The sequence below is a fragment of the Nocardia sp. NPDC051756 genome (genome assembly GCF_040681495.1).
In the GTDB taxonomy this organism is placed as follows: Bacteria; Actinomycetota; Actinomycetes; order Mycobacteriales; family Mycobacteriaceae; genus Nocardia.
The window spans coordinates 12,411-31,307 of record NZ_JBFAYV010000011.1; the positions used below are offsets into that span (position 1 = coordinate 12,411).

14 protein-coding genes are annotated in these 18,897 nt (G+C 67.9%); 3 read left to right on the forward strand and 11 right to left on the reverse strand.

Annotation, left to right across the window (positions count from 1 at the left end; all coding sequences use genetic code 11):
* Positions 1-69: 69 nt before the first annotated feature.
* From AB0M22_RS37770 to AB0M22_RS37780, 3 genes are all read right to left on the reverse strand, one after another.
* A complete protein-coding gene (locus AB0M22_RS37770; protein WP_364737166.1) occupies positions 70-732 on the reverse strand; it encodes an SGNH/GDSL hydrolase family protein in 663 nt (220 codons plus the stop codon).
* A gap of 27 nt (positions 733-759) precedes the next feature.
* On the reverse strand, positions 760-2,277 hold the full coding sequence (locus AB0M22_RS37775) for an MFS transporter (protein WP_364737168.1): 1,518 nt from the start codon (positions 2,275-2,277) through the stop codon (positions 760-762).
* A gap of 82 nt (positions 2,278-2,359) precedes the next feature.
* Positions 2,360-3,262 carry an NADP-dependent oxidoreductase gene (locus AB0M22_RS37780; RefSeq protein ID WP_364737170.1) on the reverse strand — a complete coding sequence of 301 codons (903 nt, stop codon included), beginning with the start codon at positions 3,260-3,262 and terminating at the stop codon, positions 2,360-2,362.
* 167 nt (positions 3,263-3,429) lie between these two features.
* Between AB0M22_RS37780 and AB0M22_RS37785 the strand changes: the two genes are divergently transcribed.
* A complete protein-coding gene (locus tag AB0M22_RS37785) occupies positions 3,430-6,729 on the forward strand; it encodes a BTAD domain-containing putative transcriptional regulator (protein WP_364737172.1) in 3,300 nt (1,099 codons plus the stop codon).
* Between the two features lie 70 nt (positions 6,730-6,799).
* Here AB0M22_RS37785 and AB0M22_RS37790 read toward each other — a convergent pair whose 3' ends face one another.
* Positions 6,800-7,453: a TetR family transcriptional regulator gene (locus tag AB0M22_RS37790; protein WP_364737174.1), complete on the reverse strand. Its 654-nt coding sequence runs from the start codon at positions 7,451-7,453 to the stop codon at positions 6,800-6,802.
* Positions 7,454-7,521: 68 nt separating this feature from the next.
* Between AB0M22_RS37790 and AB0M22_RS37795 the strand changes: the two genes are divergently transcribed.
* Positions 7,522-7,989, forward strand: a complete 468-nt coding sequence (locus tag AB0M22_RS37795) for a VOC family protein (RefSeq protein WP_364737176.1) — start codon at positions 7,522-7,524, stop codon at positions 7,987-7,989.
* Between the two features lie 10 nt (positions 7,990-7,999).
* On the opposite strand, the gene AB0M22_RS37800 is transcribed toward AB0M22_RS37795, so the two are convergent.
* The 4 genes from AB0M22_RS37800 to AB0M22_RS37815 all read right to left on the reverse strand — a co-directional run bounded on the left by AB0M22_RS37800 (position 8,000) and on the right by AB0M22_RS37815 (position 11,968).
* Entirely contained in the window at positions 8,000-9,139 is a 1,140-nt protein-coding gene (locus AB0M22_RS37800) for a DSD1 family PLP-dependent enzyme (RefSeq protein WP_364737178.1), read from the reverse strand.
* Between the two features lie 7 nt (positions 9,140-9,146).
* Positions 9,147-10,088, reverse strand: a complete 942-nt coding sequence (locus AB0M22_RS37805) for an ornithine cyclodeaminase family protein (RefSeq protein WP_364737180.1) — start codon at positions 10,086-10,088, stop codon at positions 9,147-9,149.
* The gene (locus tag AB0M22_RS37810) at positions 10,085-10,741 is read right to left on the reverse strand and encodes a PAS domain-containing protein (RefSeq protein WP_364737182.1); all 657 of its coding nucleotides are present in this window, start codon (positions 10,739-10,741) and stop codon (positions 10,085-10,087) included. The genes AB0M22_RS37805 and AB0M22_RS37810 overlap by 4 nt, the downstream gene beginning before the upstream one ends.
* A gap of 195 nt (positions 10,742-10,936) precedes the next feature.
* The gene (locus tag AB0M22_RS37815; protein ID WP_364737184.1) at positions 10,937-11,968 is read right to left on the reverse strand and encodes an LLM class flavin-dependent oxidoreductase; all 1,032 of its coding nucleotides are present in this window, start codon (positions 11,966-11,968) and stop codon (positions 10,937-10,939) included.
* A 99-nt stretch (positions 11,969-12,067) separates the two neighbouring features.
* Between AB0M22_RS37815 and AB0M22_RS37820 the strand changes: the two genes are divergently transcribed.
* Entirely contained in the window at positions 12,068-12,544 is a 477-nt protein-coding gene (locus AB0M22_RS37820; RefSeq protein ID WP_364737186.1) for an SRPBCC family protein, read from the forward strand.
* Positions 12,545-12,565: 21 nt separating this feature from the next.
* On the opposite strand, the gene AB0M22_RS37825 is transcribed toward AB0M22_RS37820, so the two are convergent.
* The 3 genes from AB0M22_RS37825 to AB0M22_RS37835 all read right to left on the reverse strand — a co-directional run bounded on the left by AB0M22_RS37825 (position 12,566) and on the right by AB0M22_RS37835 (position 18,654).
* Positions 12,566-14,629 carry an MMPL family transporter gene (locus tag AB0M22_RS37825; RefSeq protein WP_364737188.1) on the reverse strand — a complete coding sequence of 688 codons (2,064 nt, stop codon included), beginning with the start codon at positions 14,627-14,629 and terminating at the stop codon, positions 12,566-12,568.
* Between the two features lie 71 nt (positions 14,630-14,700).
* On the reverse strand, positions 14,701-15,954 hold the full coding sequence (locus tag AB0M22_RS37830) for a cytochrome P450 (RefSeq protein WP_364737491.1): 1,254 nt from the start codon (positions 15,952-15,954) through the stop codon (positions 14,701-14,703).
* 150 nt (positions 15,955-16,104) lie between these two features.
* Positions 16,105-18,654 carry a LuxR C-terminal-related transcriptional regulator gene (locus tag AB0M22_RS37835; protein WP_364737190.1) on the reverse strand — a complete coding sequence of 850 codons (2,550 nt, stop codon included), beginning with the start codon at positions 18,652-18,654 and terminating at the stop codon, positions 16,105-16,107.
* Positions 18,655-18,897: the final 243 nt, after the last annotated feature.

Here is an 18,897-nt window from a genome sequence, read left to right on the forward strand (position 1 = left end):
GCCCTGACGCAACCTTTACGAGGCGGGAGACGCTGGTCACGTAATCGGAGCGGGAGCGTCTCGGTGCGGTCAGGTGGTCAGGCGCAGCCAGGCGGTGGCGAGCGCGTGGTGGCCGGCCGCGGTCGGGTGGACGCCGTCCGCGGACCAGTATTCCGGTCCGGTTGTGGCGGCGAGTTCGGCGAACATGGTGTCGGCCGGAATGAGGTGAGCATCGTACTTTTCCGCGAGTGCGTGCACCGCCTCGATCTTCGGGTCGAGATCGGCGCGCCACTCCTTGCGCTCTTCCGGTCCGACCGACGCGACGCCGGCCTCGACGACGCCGTCGATGGGCAGGAGGAACGGTTCGATGAGGATCAGCTGGGTGCCCGCTGCGGCGAGGGGTGCGAGTAGGCGGTCGTAACCCGCTTGGAACTCTTCCACGGGGATCACATAGCCGTCCGGATCAAGAGTATGCCAGCCCATGTCGTTGACACCGACGAGGATCGATACGACGTCCGGGTGAGCGTCGAGTACATCTGTCTGCCAACGTGTTTCGAGATCCACCACCTTGTCGCCGGCGTTCGCGGTGTTCAGCCACGTGACGGGGCGGTCGGGGTGGCGGAAGCACCATTCGCCCGCGACTCGCAGGGGGTAGGCGCAACCGGTTTCGTCCTCATCGACCGGTCGACGGAGGTCGGTGATCGAATCGCCGGTGAACATCACGGTGGTTCCCGGGCGGAGGGTGATCGTCATTTCCGTGCTTCCTATCCTGCCTGAATTTCAGTGCGTGGTAACGAGTTCCGAGCTGGACAGCGGGAGCGGACCGCTGCGGAAGAGCAGCGCGGCCAGGGCAGCGGCGCAGAGGAAGACCGCTGCGGCGATCCAGAACACGAGGTGGTATCCGGCCAAGGTTGCTTCGGCGATCGCGGCGGGCTGTGCCGCGGTCGCCGGATGGTGGGCGAGCCTGTTCGCGATGACCGTCGTGGCGAGTGAACTGAACACCGCCGTTCCGAGGGATCCGCCGATCTGCTGGGCGGTGGTCACCAGGGCGGCCGCTACTCCGGCGTCGTGCGGGTGAACTCCGCTGGTCGCGGCGTTCTGCACCGGGCCGAAGATCAAGCCGAAGCCGATGCCCGTGACGAGCAGAGCGGGCAGGACGGCGCTGACGTAGCTGGAGTCGGTGTGGATGCCGGTGAGGAGCGCCATGCCGATCGCGGCGAGCACGCAACCGATCGGGACCAGCGGCCGAGGTCCGGTGCGCGGCAACAACACTGCGCCGGAGAAGACCGCGCCCACCATGACCGACGCGATCATCGGAAGGAACGCGACTCCGGTCAGAACTGGGGAGAATCCCAGCATGTTCGCCAGGTAGTAGGTGAGGAACAGGAAGACGGCGAACATCCCGATTCCGGAGATTCCGAGCGACAGGTACGCCGCTCCGCGGACCCGGTCCAGGATCACCCGCAAGGGCAGCAGCGGATGTTCGGTGCGGAGTTCGATCAGCACGAAGGCGGCGACGAGCGCGACGCCCGCCAGGACCGAACCGATCGTCCGGAAGTCGTTCCAGCCGTGCGTTTCCGCGGTGCCGAGACCGTAGACGATTCCGACCAAACCGAGGACCACAGTGACCGTGCCCGCGATGTCGGGGCGGGTCCGCTCCGGTCGATCGCCGTCGCGCAGGAAGATGATCCCGCCGATGAACGCGACCGCGGCGATGATCAGGTTCACGTAGAGGCACCACCGCCACGAAAGACTCTGCGTGAGAACGCCTCCCAGCAGCAGTCCGACCGCGCCGCCCGCACCGGAGATCGCGCCGAAGATGCCGAACGCGCGGCCGCGTTCCTTCGCGTCGTCGGCGAAGGTGACCGACAGCAGCGACAGCGCCGCCGGTGCGAGCATCGCGGCGAACGCGCCCTGGCCGATCCGGGCGATCAGCAGCATCGAGAAGTCCACGGCGGCACCGCCGAAGGCCGACGCGACGGCGAATCCGCCTACGCCGATGAGGAATAGCCGTTTGCGGCCGAAGAAGTCCGACAGACGTCCGCCGAGCAGCAGGAGGCTGCCGAAGGCGAGGGCGTAGCCGGTCAGCACCCATTGCCGGTAGTCGGCGGGAAAGCCCAAGTCCTGCTGGGCACTCGGTAGTGCGATGTTCACGATGGTGGAGTCGAGGATGTCCATCAGCTGGGCGAGGCCGAGGACGACCAGGGCCATCCAGCGGTTCGGCACGCCGGCCCCCGCTTTCCGCGGCGCTGCTCTGACGGTTTCGGTCGATGACGTGGTGGAGGTGTCAGGGTTCATGGTGCTCTCTCATGGGATGTGGGCGTGACGAGGCCGGCCGCCAACGCCATTGGCGGCCTGAGGTTTTCGGATAGAGGTCGGGTCAGTCGACGAGCAGCACGAGCTTTCCGCGCACCTGGCCCGTCTCGCCGGCGCGGTGTGCTTCAGCGACTTCGGCCAGGGGGAAGGTGCGGCCGACGGGCAGGACGAACCGGCCGGATTCGATCAGCTCGCCGATCTGGTCGATCACGTACAGCGCGCGGCCAGCGTCTCCCCTGCTGAACCGCACACCGTGCTGCTCGGCGCCGGCGAAGTCGGCGAGGGTGACCACATGCGCTGCGCCACCGGCGAGTTCGATGAGTTCGGGCAGGATGCCGCTGCCGGCCACGTCGAGCGCGAGGTCGACACCGTCGGGTGCGAGTGCCCGGACCCGCTCGGCCATGCCCGCACCGTAGGCGACGGGTTCGGCACCGAGCGAGCGCAGGAAATCATGGGTGGCCGGGCTACCGGTGCCGATCACGCGGGCACCCCGGGCGACGGCGAGTTGGACCGCGGCACTGCCGATGCTGCCGGAGGCGCCGCTGACCAGCAGTGTGCTGCCGCTTCCGACGCCCAGCTGGTCGAGGGCGCGTGCTGCCGTCTCGAGCGCGGCAGGCAACGCGGCGGCGTCGGCGAAACCGAGCGATGGCGGGATGGGAGCGTAACAGGCCAGCACGGCCAGTTCGGCTTGTGCGCCGCTCTCGGCGGAGAAGCCGAACACGCGGTCGCCGAGGGCGACGTCGGTGACATCGGGACCGAGTTCGTCGACGATGCCCGCCGCCTCGTACCCCAGGGTCTGCGGGAGTTCCTCGTCCATGAGTCCCTGGCGCTTCTTCCAGTCGCTCACGTTGACGCCCGCGGCGCGCACGGCGATCCGGACCTGACCGGGGCCCGGGTGCGGATCCGGCAGGTCGACGATTTCGAGGACGTCGGGGCCGCCGAACCGGCTGAACTCGACTGCCTTCATGAGGTGCTCCGTTCTCGCCGCAGAGGGCGCGGATGGATGGGCACGTCGGGCGTGCCGAAGCTGACTCGCCAAGACTGCTCCGTGCCGCTCACACGGGGCGCACACCACGCTGACACGGGAACTGCCCTGATGTGAGGACCCGGGTGGGAGTGCGCGAAGATCGGGGGATGAACGGGGATGCGCGACTGCACGTCACGCTGCTGGGCGCCTTTCAGGTGTCCCGCGGTGAGGCTGCGCTGTCCGTTCCCGGGGCGCGGTTGCAGGGGCTCGTCGTTCGGCTGGCGCTCGCGGGTGGACGGGTGGTCCCGCAGGGGGTGCTGGTCGACGCGATCTGGGCGGCAGATCTGCCGGCCGATCCCGCGCACGCCTTGCAGGCGCTGGTCTCACGGCTGCGGCGGATTCTCGGCTCGTCCGGGGATGTCGTGCAGGTCGCGGGCGGATACCGGCTGGCGGTGGACGACGTGGACGCGGTGCGGTTCGAGCAGCTCGCCGCGGCCGGGCGTGAACACCTACGTCGTGGTGACGTGAACGCGGCGGCGGCCGCGCTCGGCGAGGCCGTGCAGTTGTGGGGTGACCGGCCCGGCGTCGAACCCTCGGTCGTCGCCGCGGCGGCGCCCGCCGTGGCGGCTCGGCTGGCCGGCGCCTCCGTCGAGGCTGTTGCCGATCTCGCCGAGGCCGAGTTGTCGCTGGGATGGCCGGATCAGGCCGCCGATCGACTGACCGCGTTGCTCGCCGAGCAGCCTGTCCACGAGCGAGCGGCCGCGCTGCTCATGGACGCGCTTGCCGCCCAGGGTCGCCAAGCCGAGGCGCTTGCCCTGTACGAGCGGGTCCGCGAATCCCTCGCCGACGTTCTCGGCACCGACCCGGGTGCCGCTCTGCGCGAGCGCCACCTGAGTCTGCTTCGTGCGGATCAGCCTGCGCCACAAGCCGACTCGACCAATCTGCCTGCGCCGCTGACCAGCTTCATCGGCCGTGACGACGACCTCGCCCGCATCGACACGCTGCTTGCCGCCGGGCGCTTGGTCACCGTGCTCGGTCCCGGTGGGGCAGGCAAAACGCGGCTCGCCGTCGAGTCCGCGCGCCGGCGTCGCCACGAATACCGTGACGGCGCTTGGATGATCGACCTCGCTTCTGTCACCGAGCCGTCGAAGGTCGGCGCGGCGCTACTCACTGCGATCGGGTTGCGCGGGTCGGCGTTGTTCGAGGCCTCGGCCAAGCTGCGTGGCGACCCGGTCGGCGAGCTGGATGTGCTGGTCGATCAGCTGAGCGGGCGGGAATGCCTGCTCATGCTGGACAACTGCGAACACCTGATAGACGCTGTAGCCCAGCTGATTTCGGCGCTCCTCGCTCGCTGCGCCGGGTTACGCGTGCTGGCCACGAGCCGCGAACCGCTGGCGATCGACGGCGAAGCGCTGGTCCCTCTCGGCCCGCTCGCCGTGCCTGAGCCGGACGCGGACATCGAGCAGGCCCGTGGTGCGGCATCGGTGCGCCTGTTCACCGAACGAGCGGCAGCCGTGCGCCCCGGATTCGAGGTCGGCGAAGGCAATCTCGACGACGTGCTGCGCATCGTCCGCGCCCTGGACGGCATGCCACTCGCCCTCGAACTCGCCGCCGCCCGCCTGCGCACACTCGCGCTGGCCGACCTGACTGCCGGGCTCGCCGACCGATTCCGGCTGCTCACCACCGGCAGCCGCACCGCCCTCCCCCGCCATCGCACGCTCCGGGCCGTCATCGCATGGAGCTGGGACCTATTGAGCGAGCCCGAACGGATTGTCGCCGAACGAATCTCAGTGCTACCCGGTGGCGTCACATCCGCCTCGGCCGCTGCGGTCTGCGCTACCCCAGCGGTAGCTGCCGGAGCCGGCGCGGAACAGATCTCGGCAGTCGGTGCCGCCGTACCGGCCGATGACCTCCCGGAACTGCTGGCCGGCCTGGTCGACCGGTCGCTGCTGCAACTCGCACCGGACACCGGGCGATATCGGATGCTCGAGACGATTCGCGAATACGGGCTCGAACGCCTTGCCGCGCAGGGCATTCTGACCGGCGTGCGGGATCTGACCGCGCACTACTTCGGCGACCTGGTTGCCCATTACGACCCGTTGCTGCGTGGTCCCGAGCAACTCGACGCACTCCACGTGTTGCGGTCCGAGTACGACAATGTGCTCGCGGCTCTGCGACATTCCTGCGACACCGGTGATGCCGACGGCGCGATCGGGCTCGCGGTGAACCTGACGTGGCACTGGCAGATGCTCGGCCAGCGCAACGATGCGGCCTACTGGTTGGGCGAAGCGGTCGCGGTGCCGAGTGAACGGCCGAACGTGCAGCGGGACATCGCCGAAGGGCTGCTGCTCACCACCATCGCCACGCAGAGTGCGCTGGTCGTCGACTCCGCCAAGGAGCAGCGCACGGAACTCTGGAGGCTGGCAGATCGACTGCTGAGCCAGCCGGAGTTGCCGGGCTTCGGCGGGGCGCTGATCACGGCCAGGCTGGCTTCTATGGCGGTGCACGAGGCGTCACCGGCGATCATGCAGCGGCTGATCGACGGGCCGGATGTGTGGCTGGCCGGGTTGGCCCGTATGTTCCGTTCCCATCTCGCGGAGAACGCGGGGCAGCTCGATCAGGTCCGCGGCGACGTGAGCGCCGAACTGGATTGCTTCGCGCAGGCGGGCGATCGCTGGGGTCTGGCCACAGCGTTACCGATGCGCATACTCCTGCGGCAGTACGACGGCGATCTGGACGGCGCGCTGGCCGATCTGACCGAGGCCAAACGGCTGGCCCGCGAGTTCGGGTCGCTCAGTATCAGCGACGAGATCTTCATCGACCTGCGCTGGATCGATCTGCATGTGCGGCTCGACGAGACCGCGGCGGCGATCGAGATGATCGCGGCGACACGAGAGCGCTTGCAGCGCAAGACATCACCCGAGCTGGTCATGCTGCTCGACATCCGCGAGGCCGACCTGTCGCTCCGCGTCGGCGACCTCGATCGGGCAAGGGCGCTGATCGAGGCGGCCGAGGCCACGTTGTCCGAGCGACACCCGTTCAGCGGCGATCAAGGACAGGCGGTGATCGGCGCGGTGCGGGGCGCACTCTGCCTCGAACTCGGCGACGGGCCAGGAGCCGCGGACGTGCTGAGCCGGGCTTATACGGCGGCGGTCGACGCTCGGGACATGCCGATCGTCGCGACGGTAGCGGTCACCGTGGCCGCGCTCGCCGCGTTGTACGAGCGATATGACGACGTGGCCGCACTACTCGGCGCGGCAGCTCGACTGCGGGGCGCGCATGACCGGACCGATCCGCAGGTCCGAATACTGAGCATCCAGGGCCGGACTACATTGGGCGACAAGGGCTTCGACGACGCATACGACAGCGGCTGGCAGCTGGACACACCTGCGGCATTGGCTCGAGTCGATCCGGCACGGCTGCGGATCCCGCCCGAAACCCAGCCGGATACATCGGTTCGCCGGTAGGATCCGATGCACGAATGCCGTTGCCACACAGGTGATTGAGCTATTCCACGCGAGGGCCAGGTGATACGTCCTAACGCACCGACCGCGTCGGCGTGAGAGCGAAATGGAACCAGGTGTCGTACAACCATTGCTGATAGGCGGCAGAGTCCCAGCCGAGGGTTCGGGTCATCAGGATGTAGGTCTCGGCCTGGCTGAGCAGGCCGACGGTGGCGATAGTCCAGTCCAGGTCGATGCCGGGATCGAGGAGTCCGTCGGCGTGCAGTTGCTGCCAGACGTGGGTGATGTTGGCGTGGGTGGCGTCCCGGCCGGCCTTGGCCGCGGCGGCGATGAGTGGTTCGCTGGCTTCGGCTTGCACGGCGACCGCGATGAGCGGGGCGGCGCGTTCCATCAATCCGCGGGAGCCCTCGGCGTACGCACGAATTCGTTCATCGAGGGTCGATGCGGTGACCGCGCGTACGTGCCACTCACGGTGCGCCACATCGACTTCGGCGGTATCGCCGACGATCGCCACATCGATCGCCCGGTTGAGCAGATCAGCCTTGGTGCCGAACCTCAGGTACACCGTGCGCGCACCGACGCCCGCAGCGGTGGCAACATCCGCGAGGGTGGTCGCGACATAGCCGTCGGTGAGGAACAACCGGACCGCCGCGTCCAGGATCTTCTGCTCGGTCTCGGCCTTGCGTGCCTCCCGCAACGCAGATTGCTTCTTGACACCACCACTCACTAGATGCACCCTTACTATATCAATGCAGTGATACTGCATTTAAGCACTGTTACTGCAAAGGATACGTCATGACCCCCACCTTGGCCGGAGTGCATCACCTCAAACTGCCCGTGTCGAACCTCGCCAGATCGATCGAGTGGTACCGGACGCGACTCGGCTACGAGGTCGAGATCGAGTTCCACGAGCACGACGTACTCATGGGCGTCAGCCTCCACCACCCTGCGGGCGGCCCGATGTTCGCATTGCGACTCGACCCCGAAAAGGCCGCCGCAGCAGCCGGATTCGACTACTTCTCCATCGGCGTACCGGACAAGACGTCGATCGTCGACCTCGCCGAACACCTCAGCGCCCTCGGCGAGCAGCACGCCGGGGTGCACTTCGCGACCATCGGCTGGATCCTGCCCGAACTGCACGACCCCGACGGTCACGAGGTGCGTTTCTACACCGTCGCGTCACACACCGACGTCGACCCGGCACACCCGCTGGTCATCGACGACGCGCGCAAAACCAGTGCAGCACGGGAACATTCGCACTAGCGCCCGGATCTCACCAGCCGTTGTGGCGGGCCCACACCGCGTCGATCACGGGCGTGGTGGCGGCGCTCGAGCCATCGATCACGTGATAGCGGTCGTGTTGGGCGGCGGTGGCGCAGGCGTGGTTGGGGAGGATGCGTAGGCGGGTGCCGAGGGGAAGGTCGGGGGTGGGGTGGGGGCTGTCGGGGCGGGGGGTGAGGATGCCGTGTTCTTGGCTGGCTCCGGTCATGATCAGGTCTGGAATGAGTTGGCCGGCAAGGGTTGTGACGAGGCCGTAACCCTGGTCGACGGGCTGGTTCTGGGGGCCGCGGTCGCGGGAGGTGGCCATCCAGCCGCCGTCAGTGATGGTCCAGTTCTTGGCGGGTTGGTGCCCGATGACGGTGACGACTACGGACAGTGCGAGGTCGTCGGGGGTGCAGATGCCGATGCCGGCCATGACCAGGTCGAAGAAGACGTAGTTGCCTGCTCTGACCTCGGTTACTCCGGTGAGGTCGATGGCGCCGTGGGCGGTGGGGGTCGATCCGACGCTGACCACCGGACAGGGCAGTCCGGCGAGGCCGAGGACATGTGCCGCGCCCACCGTGGCGTCACGCTCGTCTTCCGCGGCTTTCCGCAGCGCGTCCGAGGTGTAGGCGAAGTAGGACTCGCCGGCGTGGCCGAGGACACCGGCAAGATTGTCCACCAGGATCTGGGCGATCTCGACCAAGGCGGGATCGCTCGGCGTGACGCCGCCGCGGTGACCATCGCAGTCGATCTCGATCAGCGCGGGGATTCGTATGCCGTGCTCGCGGGCGAAGCGGGTGACCGCGTCCGCTTGAGCTGAACTATCAAGTAGGACAGTTATTTTGATGCCGCGAGTGATGAGTGCGGCGACGCGGGGCAGCTTGTGCGGATCGATGCCGACAGCGTAGAGGATATCGCGGTAACCGGCATCGGCGAAGTACTCGGCCTCGCCGAGGGTGGAGACGGTGATGGGTCCGGGTTCGTCCGCGTGCACGCGGCGGGCGACGTCGATGGATTTGCTGGTCTTCACGTGGAGGCGCAGTGGTACGCCGAGCGTGTCCAGATGGTCTTGCAGCCGTTGGATATTGCGGTCGAGGCGGGTGGTGTCGACGACGGCGAAAGGGGTGTCGGGGGTGTCCAGCGTGGTCACGAGTTTCCTACGAGTCGTGGTGGCGGCGCAGCAAAGCGGCGGCGAGGGTGAGGTCTTGCAGAGCGAAGCCGGAGCTGTCGAATACCGTGATGTCTTCAGGTGAGCGTCGGCCCTCGGCGGCACCGGTGAGCACGGCACCCAACGGGGTGAGCACGGCCGAACCTGCGTGCTGGAATTCGCCGATGGCGCTCGACTGGTCCGGCAGGTCGCAGAACAAGCGGGCTCGGTGGTACAGCTCTGGCGGTAGTTCCTGCTTGCCGGGTCCGTCGGCGCCCATCGCGGAAATGTGGGTGCCAGGGGTGATCCATGCGGCGTCGAAAAGCGGGGCGCGGGCGGTGGTCGCGGTGACGACGATGTCTGCCGCGCCGACCGCGGTCTGCGCCTCGGCAGGTTCGGCCGGTAAACCGGTGTAATCGATTACCGCTCGGGCTAATTCGCTCGCAGCTTCGGGGCGTCGGCCGACCACGAGGACCTTGTCGATCGGTCGCACTCGAGCCACAGCACGCACCTCGTAGAGAGCTTGGTTGCCCGTGCCGATCACGGTCAGGGTGCGCGCGTCGGACCGTGCGAGAGCGTCGACGGCGAGCGCGTCGGCAGCAGCGGTGCGATAAGCGTTGGCGGTCCCGGCCTCCACCACCGCAGCCAGGCGACCGGTCTCCGGCGAGAGCAGCACGATCGTGGAGTTGTGCCGCGGTATCTCGACGTTGCCGGGCCAGTAACTACCGACTTTGACGCCGACCAGGTCACCCGCCGAGCCGGATTTCAGCGTGAACCGATTGGCAGAAGCATGCCCGATCACCACCGGAAACGCCGTTCCCGTCGTGCTCGCCACGAACGCCTCGCGCGCAGCCCGCAACGCGAGTTCCTCATCGATCAGCGACGACGACTCGGACTCGGTGATCAACACCGGGACGGATGCACGGATTTCCCGAAACCCCGTGTCGGTCATGGCAGTTCGCTGTCCTTCTTGAATATGGCCAGGTCGTTGTAGAGGCCGGTCCGGGAGATGCCGAGGCGTTTGGCCACCCGCGCGGGCGCTCCACGCAGCGCGAAAACACCCGCATCATGCAGCGCGCGAACAAGTTCGAGCCGCTGCTCCCGCCCGAGCGCCGACGCGGGCACCGCGTGCGTGCGCTCGGCACGCTCGATCAGGGAGTCGAGCACCTGGTCCAACTCCCCCGAGAAATCTGTCGCCGGCACAGGCGAATCCGCGCTCACGGACAAGCCAAGCAGATCCGACAGCACCCCCGTCGCCCGGTTGATCGCCGAGAGGTCGATGTTGATGCACAGCGCGCCGATCAGTGACCCGTCCGCGTCGTGCAGCGGCAGGGTCGTGCACTTCAACAGCCGCCCGTCCTGCGCACGCGTGACGTACCCGACCTCATTGCTCGCCTCGGCCCCCGCCGCCAGAACCCGCAGCCCGATCTCGCTCATCGCATCCCCGACCGCACGCCCGGTGACCGAACCGGCGACCGCGGCCACCGACCGCTCCGGCTCGCGATAGTCGTGCAAAACCACCTCGCAGCTGCGCCCGAAGGTGGCCGCGATCCCCTCGACCAGCGGCTTCAGCGCACCGAACACCGCGTCCGCAGTGTCGGTCACCTCTTCCCCGCCGACGTCCCGGCGTTGCCGATCCGTGCCGCCACCATCAAGACCACCGCGATCATCCCGATTGCTCCTTAACAAAGTGTCTAGAACTGAACAAAGTGTCACACACTGGGCGTGTGAGCGCCACTCGGCCGATCAGAACTCGGCGACTTCAGGATCTGAATTGCCGACAACTCCCTGCGCCGGGCGTCAGGACCCGGCGCTGGCCTCGATGTCGATCAGTCGACGCAGCGTCGACAGTTGATGCTCATAGTCGCCGTCGAGCTTGACCAGCAGGCTGGTAATTCCGGCGGCGCGATAGTGCGTCAATCGCTCGGCGATCCGGGCGGGTGTTCCGATGAGGTTGGTCAGCTCGCCGAGTTCGCGCGGAACAGCGCGACGCGCAGCGGCTTTGTCGCCGGACTGCCACAGTTCGACCACCCGCTCGACGGCCGTTCCGAAACCCAGGCGGGTGAAGGCGTCGTTGTAGAAGTTCCGCCCGCCGACGCCCATGGCGCCGATCGTGAACGCGTATCCCTCGGCGTGCTTGTCGATCGCCTGCGCCGCCGCCTGGTCGTCGTCGGAGATTTCCACGGCGACGGGTGCCACCAGGTCGAGATCGGACAACGAGCGTCCGGCGTTAATTGTGCCCTCGCGCAACGGATCCAGGAAAACCTCGGCCGCTTCGGGGATGAACGCGTTCCCGAGCCAGCCATCGGCCAGTTCGCCGGTCAATCGCAGGTTTCGTGGACCCATCGCCGCGTTGTAGATCGGGACGTGGGCCGGCTTCACCAGCGGTTGCAATGCCCGCCCAGGCCCGTCCGGCAACGGGAGCGGATAGATCTCGCCGGCATGCTCGAGCCGTTCGCCGCGACCGACCGTCCGGATGATCTCGATCGTCTCGCGCGTGGTCTGCACCGGCTGCCGAAACCGAATGCCGTGCCACCCCTCCATGACTCGCGGCCCGGAAACGCCGATGCCGAGGTCGAACCGTCCGCCGGACAGCTCGTGCAGGCTCAACGCCGAGGTCGCCAGCAGCGCGGGCGTGCGCGACCCGAGCTGAACGACGAACGTCCCCAACCGGATCGACGACGTTTTCGCCGCCAGATAGGCCAGCCCGGTGAGCGCGTCGTAGCTCCACACCTCCGCCACCCACAGCGACGAAGCCCCGGCTTCCTCTGCCGCGACGGCGAACTCCACCGCGCCGGGCAGCCGTGGCTCGATCAGAACACCGATACGCATCGCGCCTCCTCGGGCATAGTGGCAATAGCGTATAGAGAGATCGGATCGCAGCAGCAGGGAAGGGTGCGGATGCGCTATCGAGACTGTCCGACTATCGAAGTGGCGGAACGGATTCCAAGCGACGCGGACACCGTGTGGGCACTGATCACCGACATCGAGTTACCGGTACGCAGTTCACCTGAACTGACGTCCGTCGAATGGGAGGGAACCGCGGGCCGGGTCGAGCCGGGCGCGCGGTTTCGCGGTCGAAACGATCACCCCGCCCTCGGATCCTGGGAAACCGTCTGCGAAATCGTCGAGGTCGAGCCCCCGCGTCGCTGGGTCTGGCGAGTGCTCGGCCCCGACAACGGCACCAGCGCCACCTGGGCTTTCGAGATAGACCCGGCGCGCGAAGGTGTCATCGTCCGACAATGGGCGCGGATGGGTCCAGCACCGTCCGGGTTGACCCCGGCCATCACCGCGAACCCGGAACTCGAAGGCCGGATCATCGCCCGGCGGCTGGAGGAATGGGCGGACGGCATGCGCGCGAACCTCGCCTGGCTCCGCACCGAGGTCGACAGCGAAGCCCATCCCTGACCAGCCGCCTCGACCCGGAGATCAGGCGTCAGTGGACTGGAGAGTATCGGGCGTTGCTTCCCGGTCAGGCTCTTGCACCCGATACAACGGGTTGGGCCACCAGATCTTCGGGCCGATGACGCTGAAAAGTGCTGGGATTACTACGGTTCGGACCAGGAAGGTGTCGAGGAGGATGCCCAGGCCGACGATGATGCCCAGCTGAGTGAGGATGATCAGCGGAAGAACGCCGAGTACGCAGAAGACGGCGGCTAAAACGATGCCGGCGCTGGTGATCACGGCGCCGGTAGCCGAGACGGCGCGAACGATGCCCTGGGTGCTGCCGTGGTCGGGGGTTTCTTCGCGGGCCCGGCTGACCAGGAAGATCGTGTAGTCGACGCCGAGGGCCACCAGGAAGAGGAAGGCGTACAGCGGGGCGCTGGTGTCCAAGGCGGGAAAACCGAAGAGGTGCAGGCCGATCCAGGCGCCGAGGCCGAGCGCGGCCAGCGCGCTGAGCACCGAGACGCCCACCAGCAGCACGGCGGCGGGGACGGCGCGCAGCAGGGCGAGCAGGATGGTCAAGACGACGGCCAGGATCATCGGAATCACCACGCGCTGATCGTGTTCGGCGGCTGTTCTGGTGTCCAATCCCTCCGCGTCACCGCCGCCGACGAGCGCGCCGGGTATCGACGCCAACTCGCCGCGCATCGACTCGATCGTGGAAAACGCTTCCTGGGAACCAGGTTCGGCGTTCAGTACGACTGACCAGCGCGCCAACCCGGACGGCGAGGTTCCGGTCGAGGTCACCTGCGTGACACCGGGCAAGGCGCGCAACGCTTGTTCGACTCCGGCGGCCGAATCACCCTTGGCCAGAACGATCGTCGGGTTGGCCGCACCTGCGGGGAAATGCGCGGCGAGCGTGTCGAATCCCTCGACGGATTCCGCGCGAACCCGGAACTGATCGGTCTGCGACAACCCGACGTCGGTGCCGATCAACCCCGCCGCGAACCCGCCGAGCACGATCAACGTCCCGCTGGCCACGAGCACCGGCCTGCGCACCACCCACGCGGCGATCGCGTGCCACATCCCCTGCTCGGCCGCGATCCGATCGTCCGCCTGCGGCACGAACGGCCAGAAGACGTTCCGCCCGAACAATGCCAGCGCGGCAGGCAGCGCCACCAGCACGAACACCACCGCAACCACCAACCCGGCGGCCGCACCCACACCGAGACTGCGAGTATTGGGCAGCGAAGCGAGCAGCAAGGTGAGCAGCGCGGCGACCACCGTGACGTTGCTCGCCAGAATCGCCGGTCCGGCATGCCGGACCGCGTGCCGCAACGCGGTTCGATGATCGGCATTGCGGTGCAACTCGTCGCGATAGCGCGAGACCAGCAGCAGGGCGTAGTTCGTCCCTGCACCGAAGACGAGCACGCTGGTGATGCCCGAGGTCGACCCGTCGAAGGCGAGTCCGGTCAGCCTGGCCAGACCGGTACCAACGGTGGCGGCAACCCGATCGGCGGACCCGACCACGAGCAATGGCACCAGCCACAGCACCGGCGACCGATAGGTCACGATCAGCAGCAACGCGACGACCACAGCCGTCACCGCAAGCAGCGTGATGTTGGCGCCGGCGAAGGAATCCGCGATGTCCCCACCGAACGCAGGCCCACCGGTCACCTGAATACGCAGATCCCCCTGCTGCCCGGCTTTCACCGAATCCCGCAGCTCATTGATGCGATCGGTCAGCGCGAACCCACTCAACTTGGCATCGACCGGCAACCGCCCGATCGCCGCCTTCCGATCGGGCGAGATCGCCAGATCCCCGAGTTTCGAGCGCAGCCCGGTCAGATCATCGGCACCCAGCTCGGCCGCATCGGTGCGCGTCACCACGACCACCGCGGGTGCCGTGCCGGCATCCGGGAACTGCGTCAGCAGCTCTTTCACCTGCGCCGATTCCGCACTGCCCGGCAACGAGTTCGGCGCCTCCCCCGCGGCATCGTTCCCCCCGATCCCGCCGATCAACCCCGCCGAGACGGCGGCAAGCACCACGAGCAACAACCATGACCTACGAGCGGTGACCACGGCCGCGAACCGATCCCACATGCGCATCACCACACGATCGCAGACCCGCGCGCAGACCGCGCGTTGTCACCGCACCCGCGTGGGCATCATCACCGCAACTATTGCCCGGTGCCGTTGTCGAAAACCGGTGGGAACGTCACCGGCAACGTGGCCAGTGCTCGGTGAAACGGCCCCGGCCGCCAAACCAATTGAGCTGCGGGGACGGATAGTTCGAGGTCGGGCAGCACATCCAGGAGCTGGTCGACGGCTTCCTGCGCGACCAGGTAGGCGGCGGAACGGGCGGGGCAGGCGTGCGGGCCTGCGCTCCAGGCCAGGTGGGAGCGGTTACCGGTGCGGTCGTCGGCGCGGATCGCGGGGTCGTTGTTGGCGGCGGCCATGCTGATCACCACCGGCTGGTGAGCGGGCAGCCACACCTCGTCGATCAGGACGGGCTGGCGCGGGTAGGTGATGCAGAAGTTGGCCATCGGCGGGTCGGTGAACAGCACCTCGTCCAGCGCGTCGCGGGTGGACAGGCTGCCGCCGAGCAGGTCGCCGCCGAAGCGGTCGTCGTCCAGGATGAGCAGCAAGGCGTTGAGGATGAGATTTTGCAGCGGTTCGATGCCCGCGCCGTACAGGACCACCAATTGGTGGACCAGTTCCAGGTCGTCTAGGGCCACCTGATGGGTGAGCAAACGGGTGGTGACATCCTCGCCCGGTGCGGCGCGCTTGTGTTCGACCAGGTCCATCAGCGCCGCGCTGAGCAGCTGATTGCCTTCGGCCGCATTATCGCCCTCGAAGATCGCGACCATGCCGCGGGCGATCCGCTCGCCGATGTCGGCCGGGCAGCCGAGCATGCCGTTGACCACCCCGAACGCCAGCGGCTGCGCGAATTCTCGGACCAGGTCGGCCTTTCCGGCCCGGCGGAACCGGCCGATCAGCGCCGTGGCCAGCTCGGTCACCGTGCCGCGCAGTTCACTCAGATCGATGCCGTTGATGGCGGCGGTGTTCGCCAGCCGATACCGCGCATGCTCGGCTCCGGTGCTGCGCAAGGCATTCGGCCGCCACTCGAGCAGCGGCAGCACGGCGGAGTCGGCCGGAGCGGAGTGCTGCCAATAGCGTGGGTCGGCCGGAAAATGCTCGGGGTCATGCAGGATTCGCAGGGCGGTGTGATAGCCGATCACCAGCGTGGCGGGCACGTCCGGCGCGAGTTCCACGGGTGCCAACGAGCCGTATTCGGCGCGCATCGCGGCGTAGGCCTGATGCGGGTCGGCGGCGAATTCGGGGCGGTGCAAGGAAACTCGCTCGCCGGCCGGACACACCGGCGAGCCGTGGTGCGGTGACGATCGCGTCGCGCGGGCACTGGTTGATGGCATGGTCACAGTCCGGGCCTTCCAGCGAGGGAACGTAGGCGGGGAACGACAGCGGGCCGGCAAAGCGAACCGCTGCCCAGCGACCTTGCCGGGCATACCGGGCGACGGCATCGGCATACGCATCGGTACCTCACCTACGCAACGCGATTGGCGTTACGTCCCGCGACGCCCTGCCTGACGCCCCGGCGCGCGCATGGACTCCGCGCGCATCCGATCACGCAACGGGCGCGGCGCCAGCTCGCCGATCTCCGCCCGGCTGCCGATCGACAGCTTCTGCAACACGGACGCGACCTGCGCGTCGACGGTCCGGGTCGAAATGCCCCGGCGGACAGCGATCGCGCTGTTGGTCCAGCCCGCCGCGGCCAGGATCGCGACTTCGCCCTCCGCGGGCGAGAGCGACGTCCACACGTCCTCGCCCTCCGCCCGCGGCCGATACAGCGACAGCGAGCCGAGGGCGAGCGATTGCAGTTCGCCGCGCTCCGGCCGGAGTCCGCGCCCCTGCTTTTCGGCTGCCGCGTAGGCGGATTCGCCGAGAACCGCGCGTGCCGCGGTGACTGCCTTCACCGTTTCCGCCGAGAATGGCCCGAGCCTGCTGACGTCCATATTCGTCTCGGCGAGAAGCACTTTCGTGCCGCCGGCCAGCTGGGCGATCTCCGTGGCGGCCGCGACCAGCCGCGGACGGTCCGCCTTCGCCTGCTGGGTCTGCTCGATGAGCCGCGCCAGCGCCCAGGTGCGGAACTGCACCGCCCACAGCTCGCCCCATCGGTCGCGAATCTTGGTCAGATGGGTCAGCGCCGAACGGCCGAGCGTCAGTGCCTCACTCGACTGATCGGCGCGGACCAACGCGACCGTCCGGGCTAGTCGAGCCCATGAGTGCACCCAGGAGGCACCCGATGTTTCCACTCGCGCAAGAAAACTCGCGGTCAACGTGTCGGCTTGCTCGACGGTGCCGAGCAGACCGGCCGCGAGCGCGCCGAAGAGTTCGGCCATGACCGAACCGCCGACATCGTTGTCCCGGCGGTACTTCTCCGCGGCCCGGCCCAGCACGACGACCGAGCGTTGGTCGCTGCGGGCGATCAAAAGCTCGACGCCCCAGGCGAACTCGACAGCGGCACTCAAGCCCAGATCGATGTCCGCCGAGGCACGCCAATGGTGCAGGTCCGCGCGCTCGCCGAGACACATCCGTACGCACTCGTCGAGCATCGCCTCGGCCTCCGCGAGCGTCCCTTGACACAGCGCGATCCAGACCACCAAAGCTGTTGTCTCGAGCTGATTCTCGGTCGGTTCCGGCGCGAGGAGCCGGGTAGCTTGCAGCGTCCGGGCGGACCAGAGCCGAATCTCACGGAACGAGCATCCGAGGAAAGGCAACCGGATAGCCAGCAGTCCCCGGCAGATGTCGAGGCCGACCGCGGCCTGTCCCGGCTCGGCCAGGCTGCGGTCGATCGCGGTCAGGATGTTGTCCCACGCCGCGCGCGCCCAATCGAGGTACTGCAATTCGGCCGCGCCGAACCAATTCCGCGCCGCGTCGACCACTTTGTCGCGGTAGTACTCGCGATGCCGGCGTTCCAGCCGCGCCCGTTCGTCGAGGCCGTCCCGCGACCGTAGTTCGAGTCGTTGCTGCGCGAACACGCGAATGCTCTCCAGCAGTGAATACCGGACCGTGGTCGCGGTGAGGTGCGCCGAGACCAGCGATTGGTCGACCAGCCGGTCGAGCAGATCCGGAATCATGCTGCGGGACAGCCGAATCGGTCCATCGCCGTCCAGGTCCGAGCAGACGAACTCGATCGCCTCCCGCTCGGCGCCGACATCGAGCGCCGCGCCGTCCTCCGGATTGGCGTCGTAGCCGGCCGCGAACACCGCCATCCGCTCGAACAGGATCCGTTCCTGCTCATCGCACAGCTCATACGACCACGAGATGACGTCGCGCACCCCGCGATGGCGCGCGTCGGCGCCCACCCGCGGACCGTCGGACCAGCGCAACCGCTGGTCATCCGGCGCCTCGCCGCTCAGTTCGCGCAGAATCATCGGCAGCGGCTCCCGCACCAGACGTGCCGCGGCGAGCCGGATGAACAGCGGATGGTTGTTCACGTGACGGCAGATCTCCGCCATGATCTCGGCCTGATCCGGGTGGGTGACCGATCGGCCGATCAACTCCGACCGCTGCCGGAACAGCGCCACACCATGCTCACGGGACAACGGCGGCACCGGAACTCGGTGCTCGTCGATCCAGCCGATCGCTTCCCGGCTCGTCGCGACGATGGTCAGGTTCGGCAACTCGGCGGTCAGCTGATCGACCACGCTGCCGACACCGTCGAGCACATGCTCACAGTTGTCCAGCACCAGCACCACTTGCTCGCCGGGGCCGGCCAGGGCATCGACGATCGCCTGCCACGCCGAGCGGCCGGAGAAGTCGATCTCCAGCACCGCGTGCGCGATCTCCTCCGCCACGGCGGTCCCGTCGGCCCCGGCGGCGAGGCGAGCCAGCCGGGCCCAATGCGCCTCGACGCCGGTGCTGCGCTGAAACCGGGCCACGGCCTCCGCGGCCAACCGGGTTTTACCGATTCCGCCTGGTCCCAGCAGGGTCACCAAGCGCGGTGCGCACAGCAGCAGCGTGATGATCTGGTCCAGTTCCGGCTGTCGTCCGACGAACGCATCCGGAGCCGAACGCGGGCCGGGCCCCGCGGAGCGGTCTCGAGCACCCATGGCCAGGGACCTTAGCCTGCCTACGTACCTATCCGCCTACTGATGCGTGGATGCGATCGGGCAGCCAACCTCGAACCAGAGGATGAGGAGGAGTCGCCATGTTGTGCTGCGCGTTGCTCTCCGGGTTGGTGCTGGTCGTCGGGCCGCGCCTGGTGACTGTGCTCAGACGTGGTCGTCGTCATGCGGATCCGGCTATGCGACACCGGCCGACGGAAAGCACGGCGTACCTCGAGTTGCTCGACA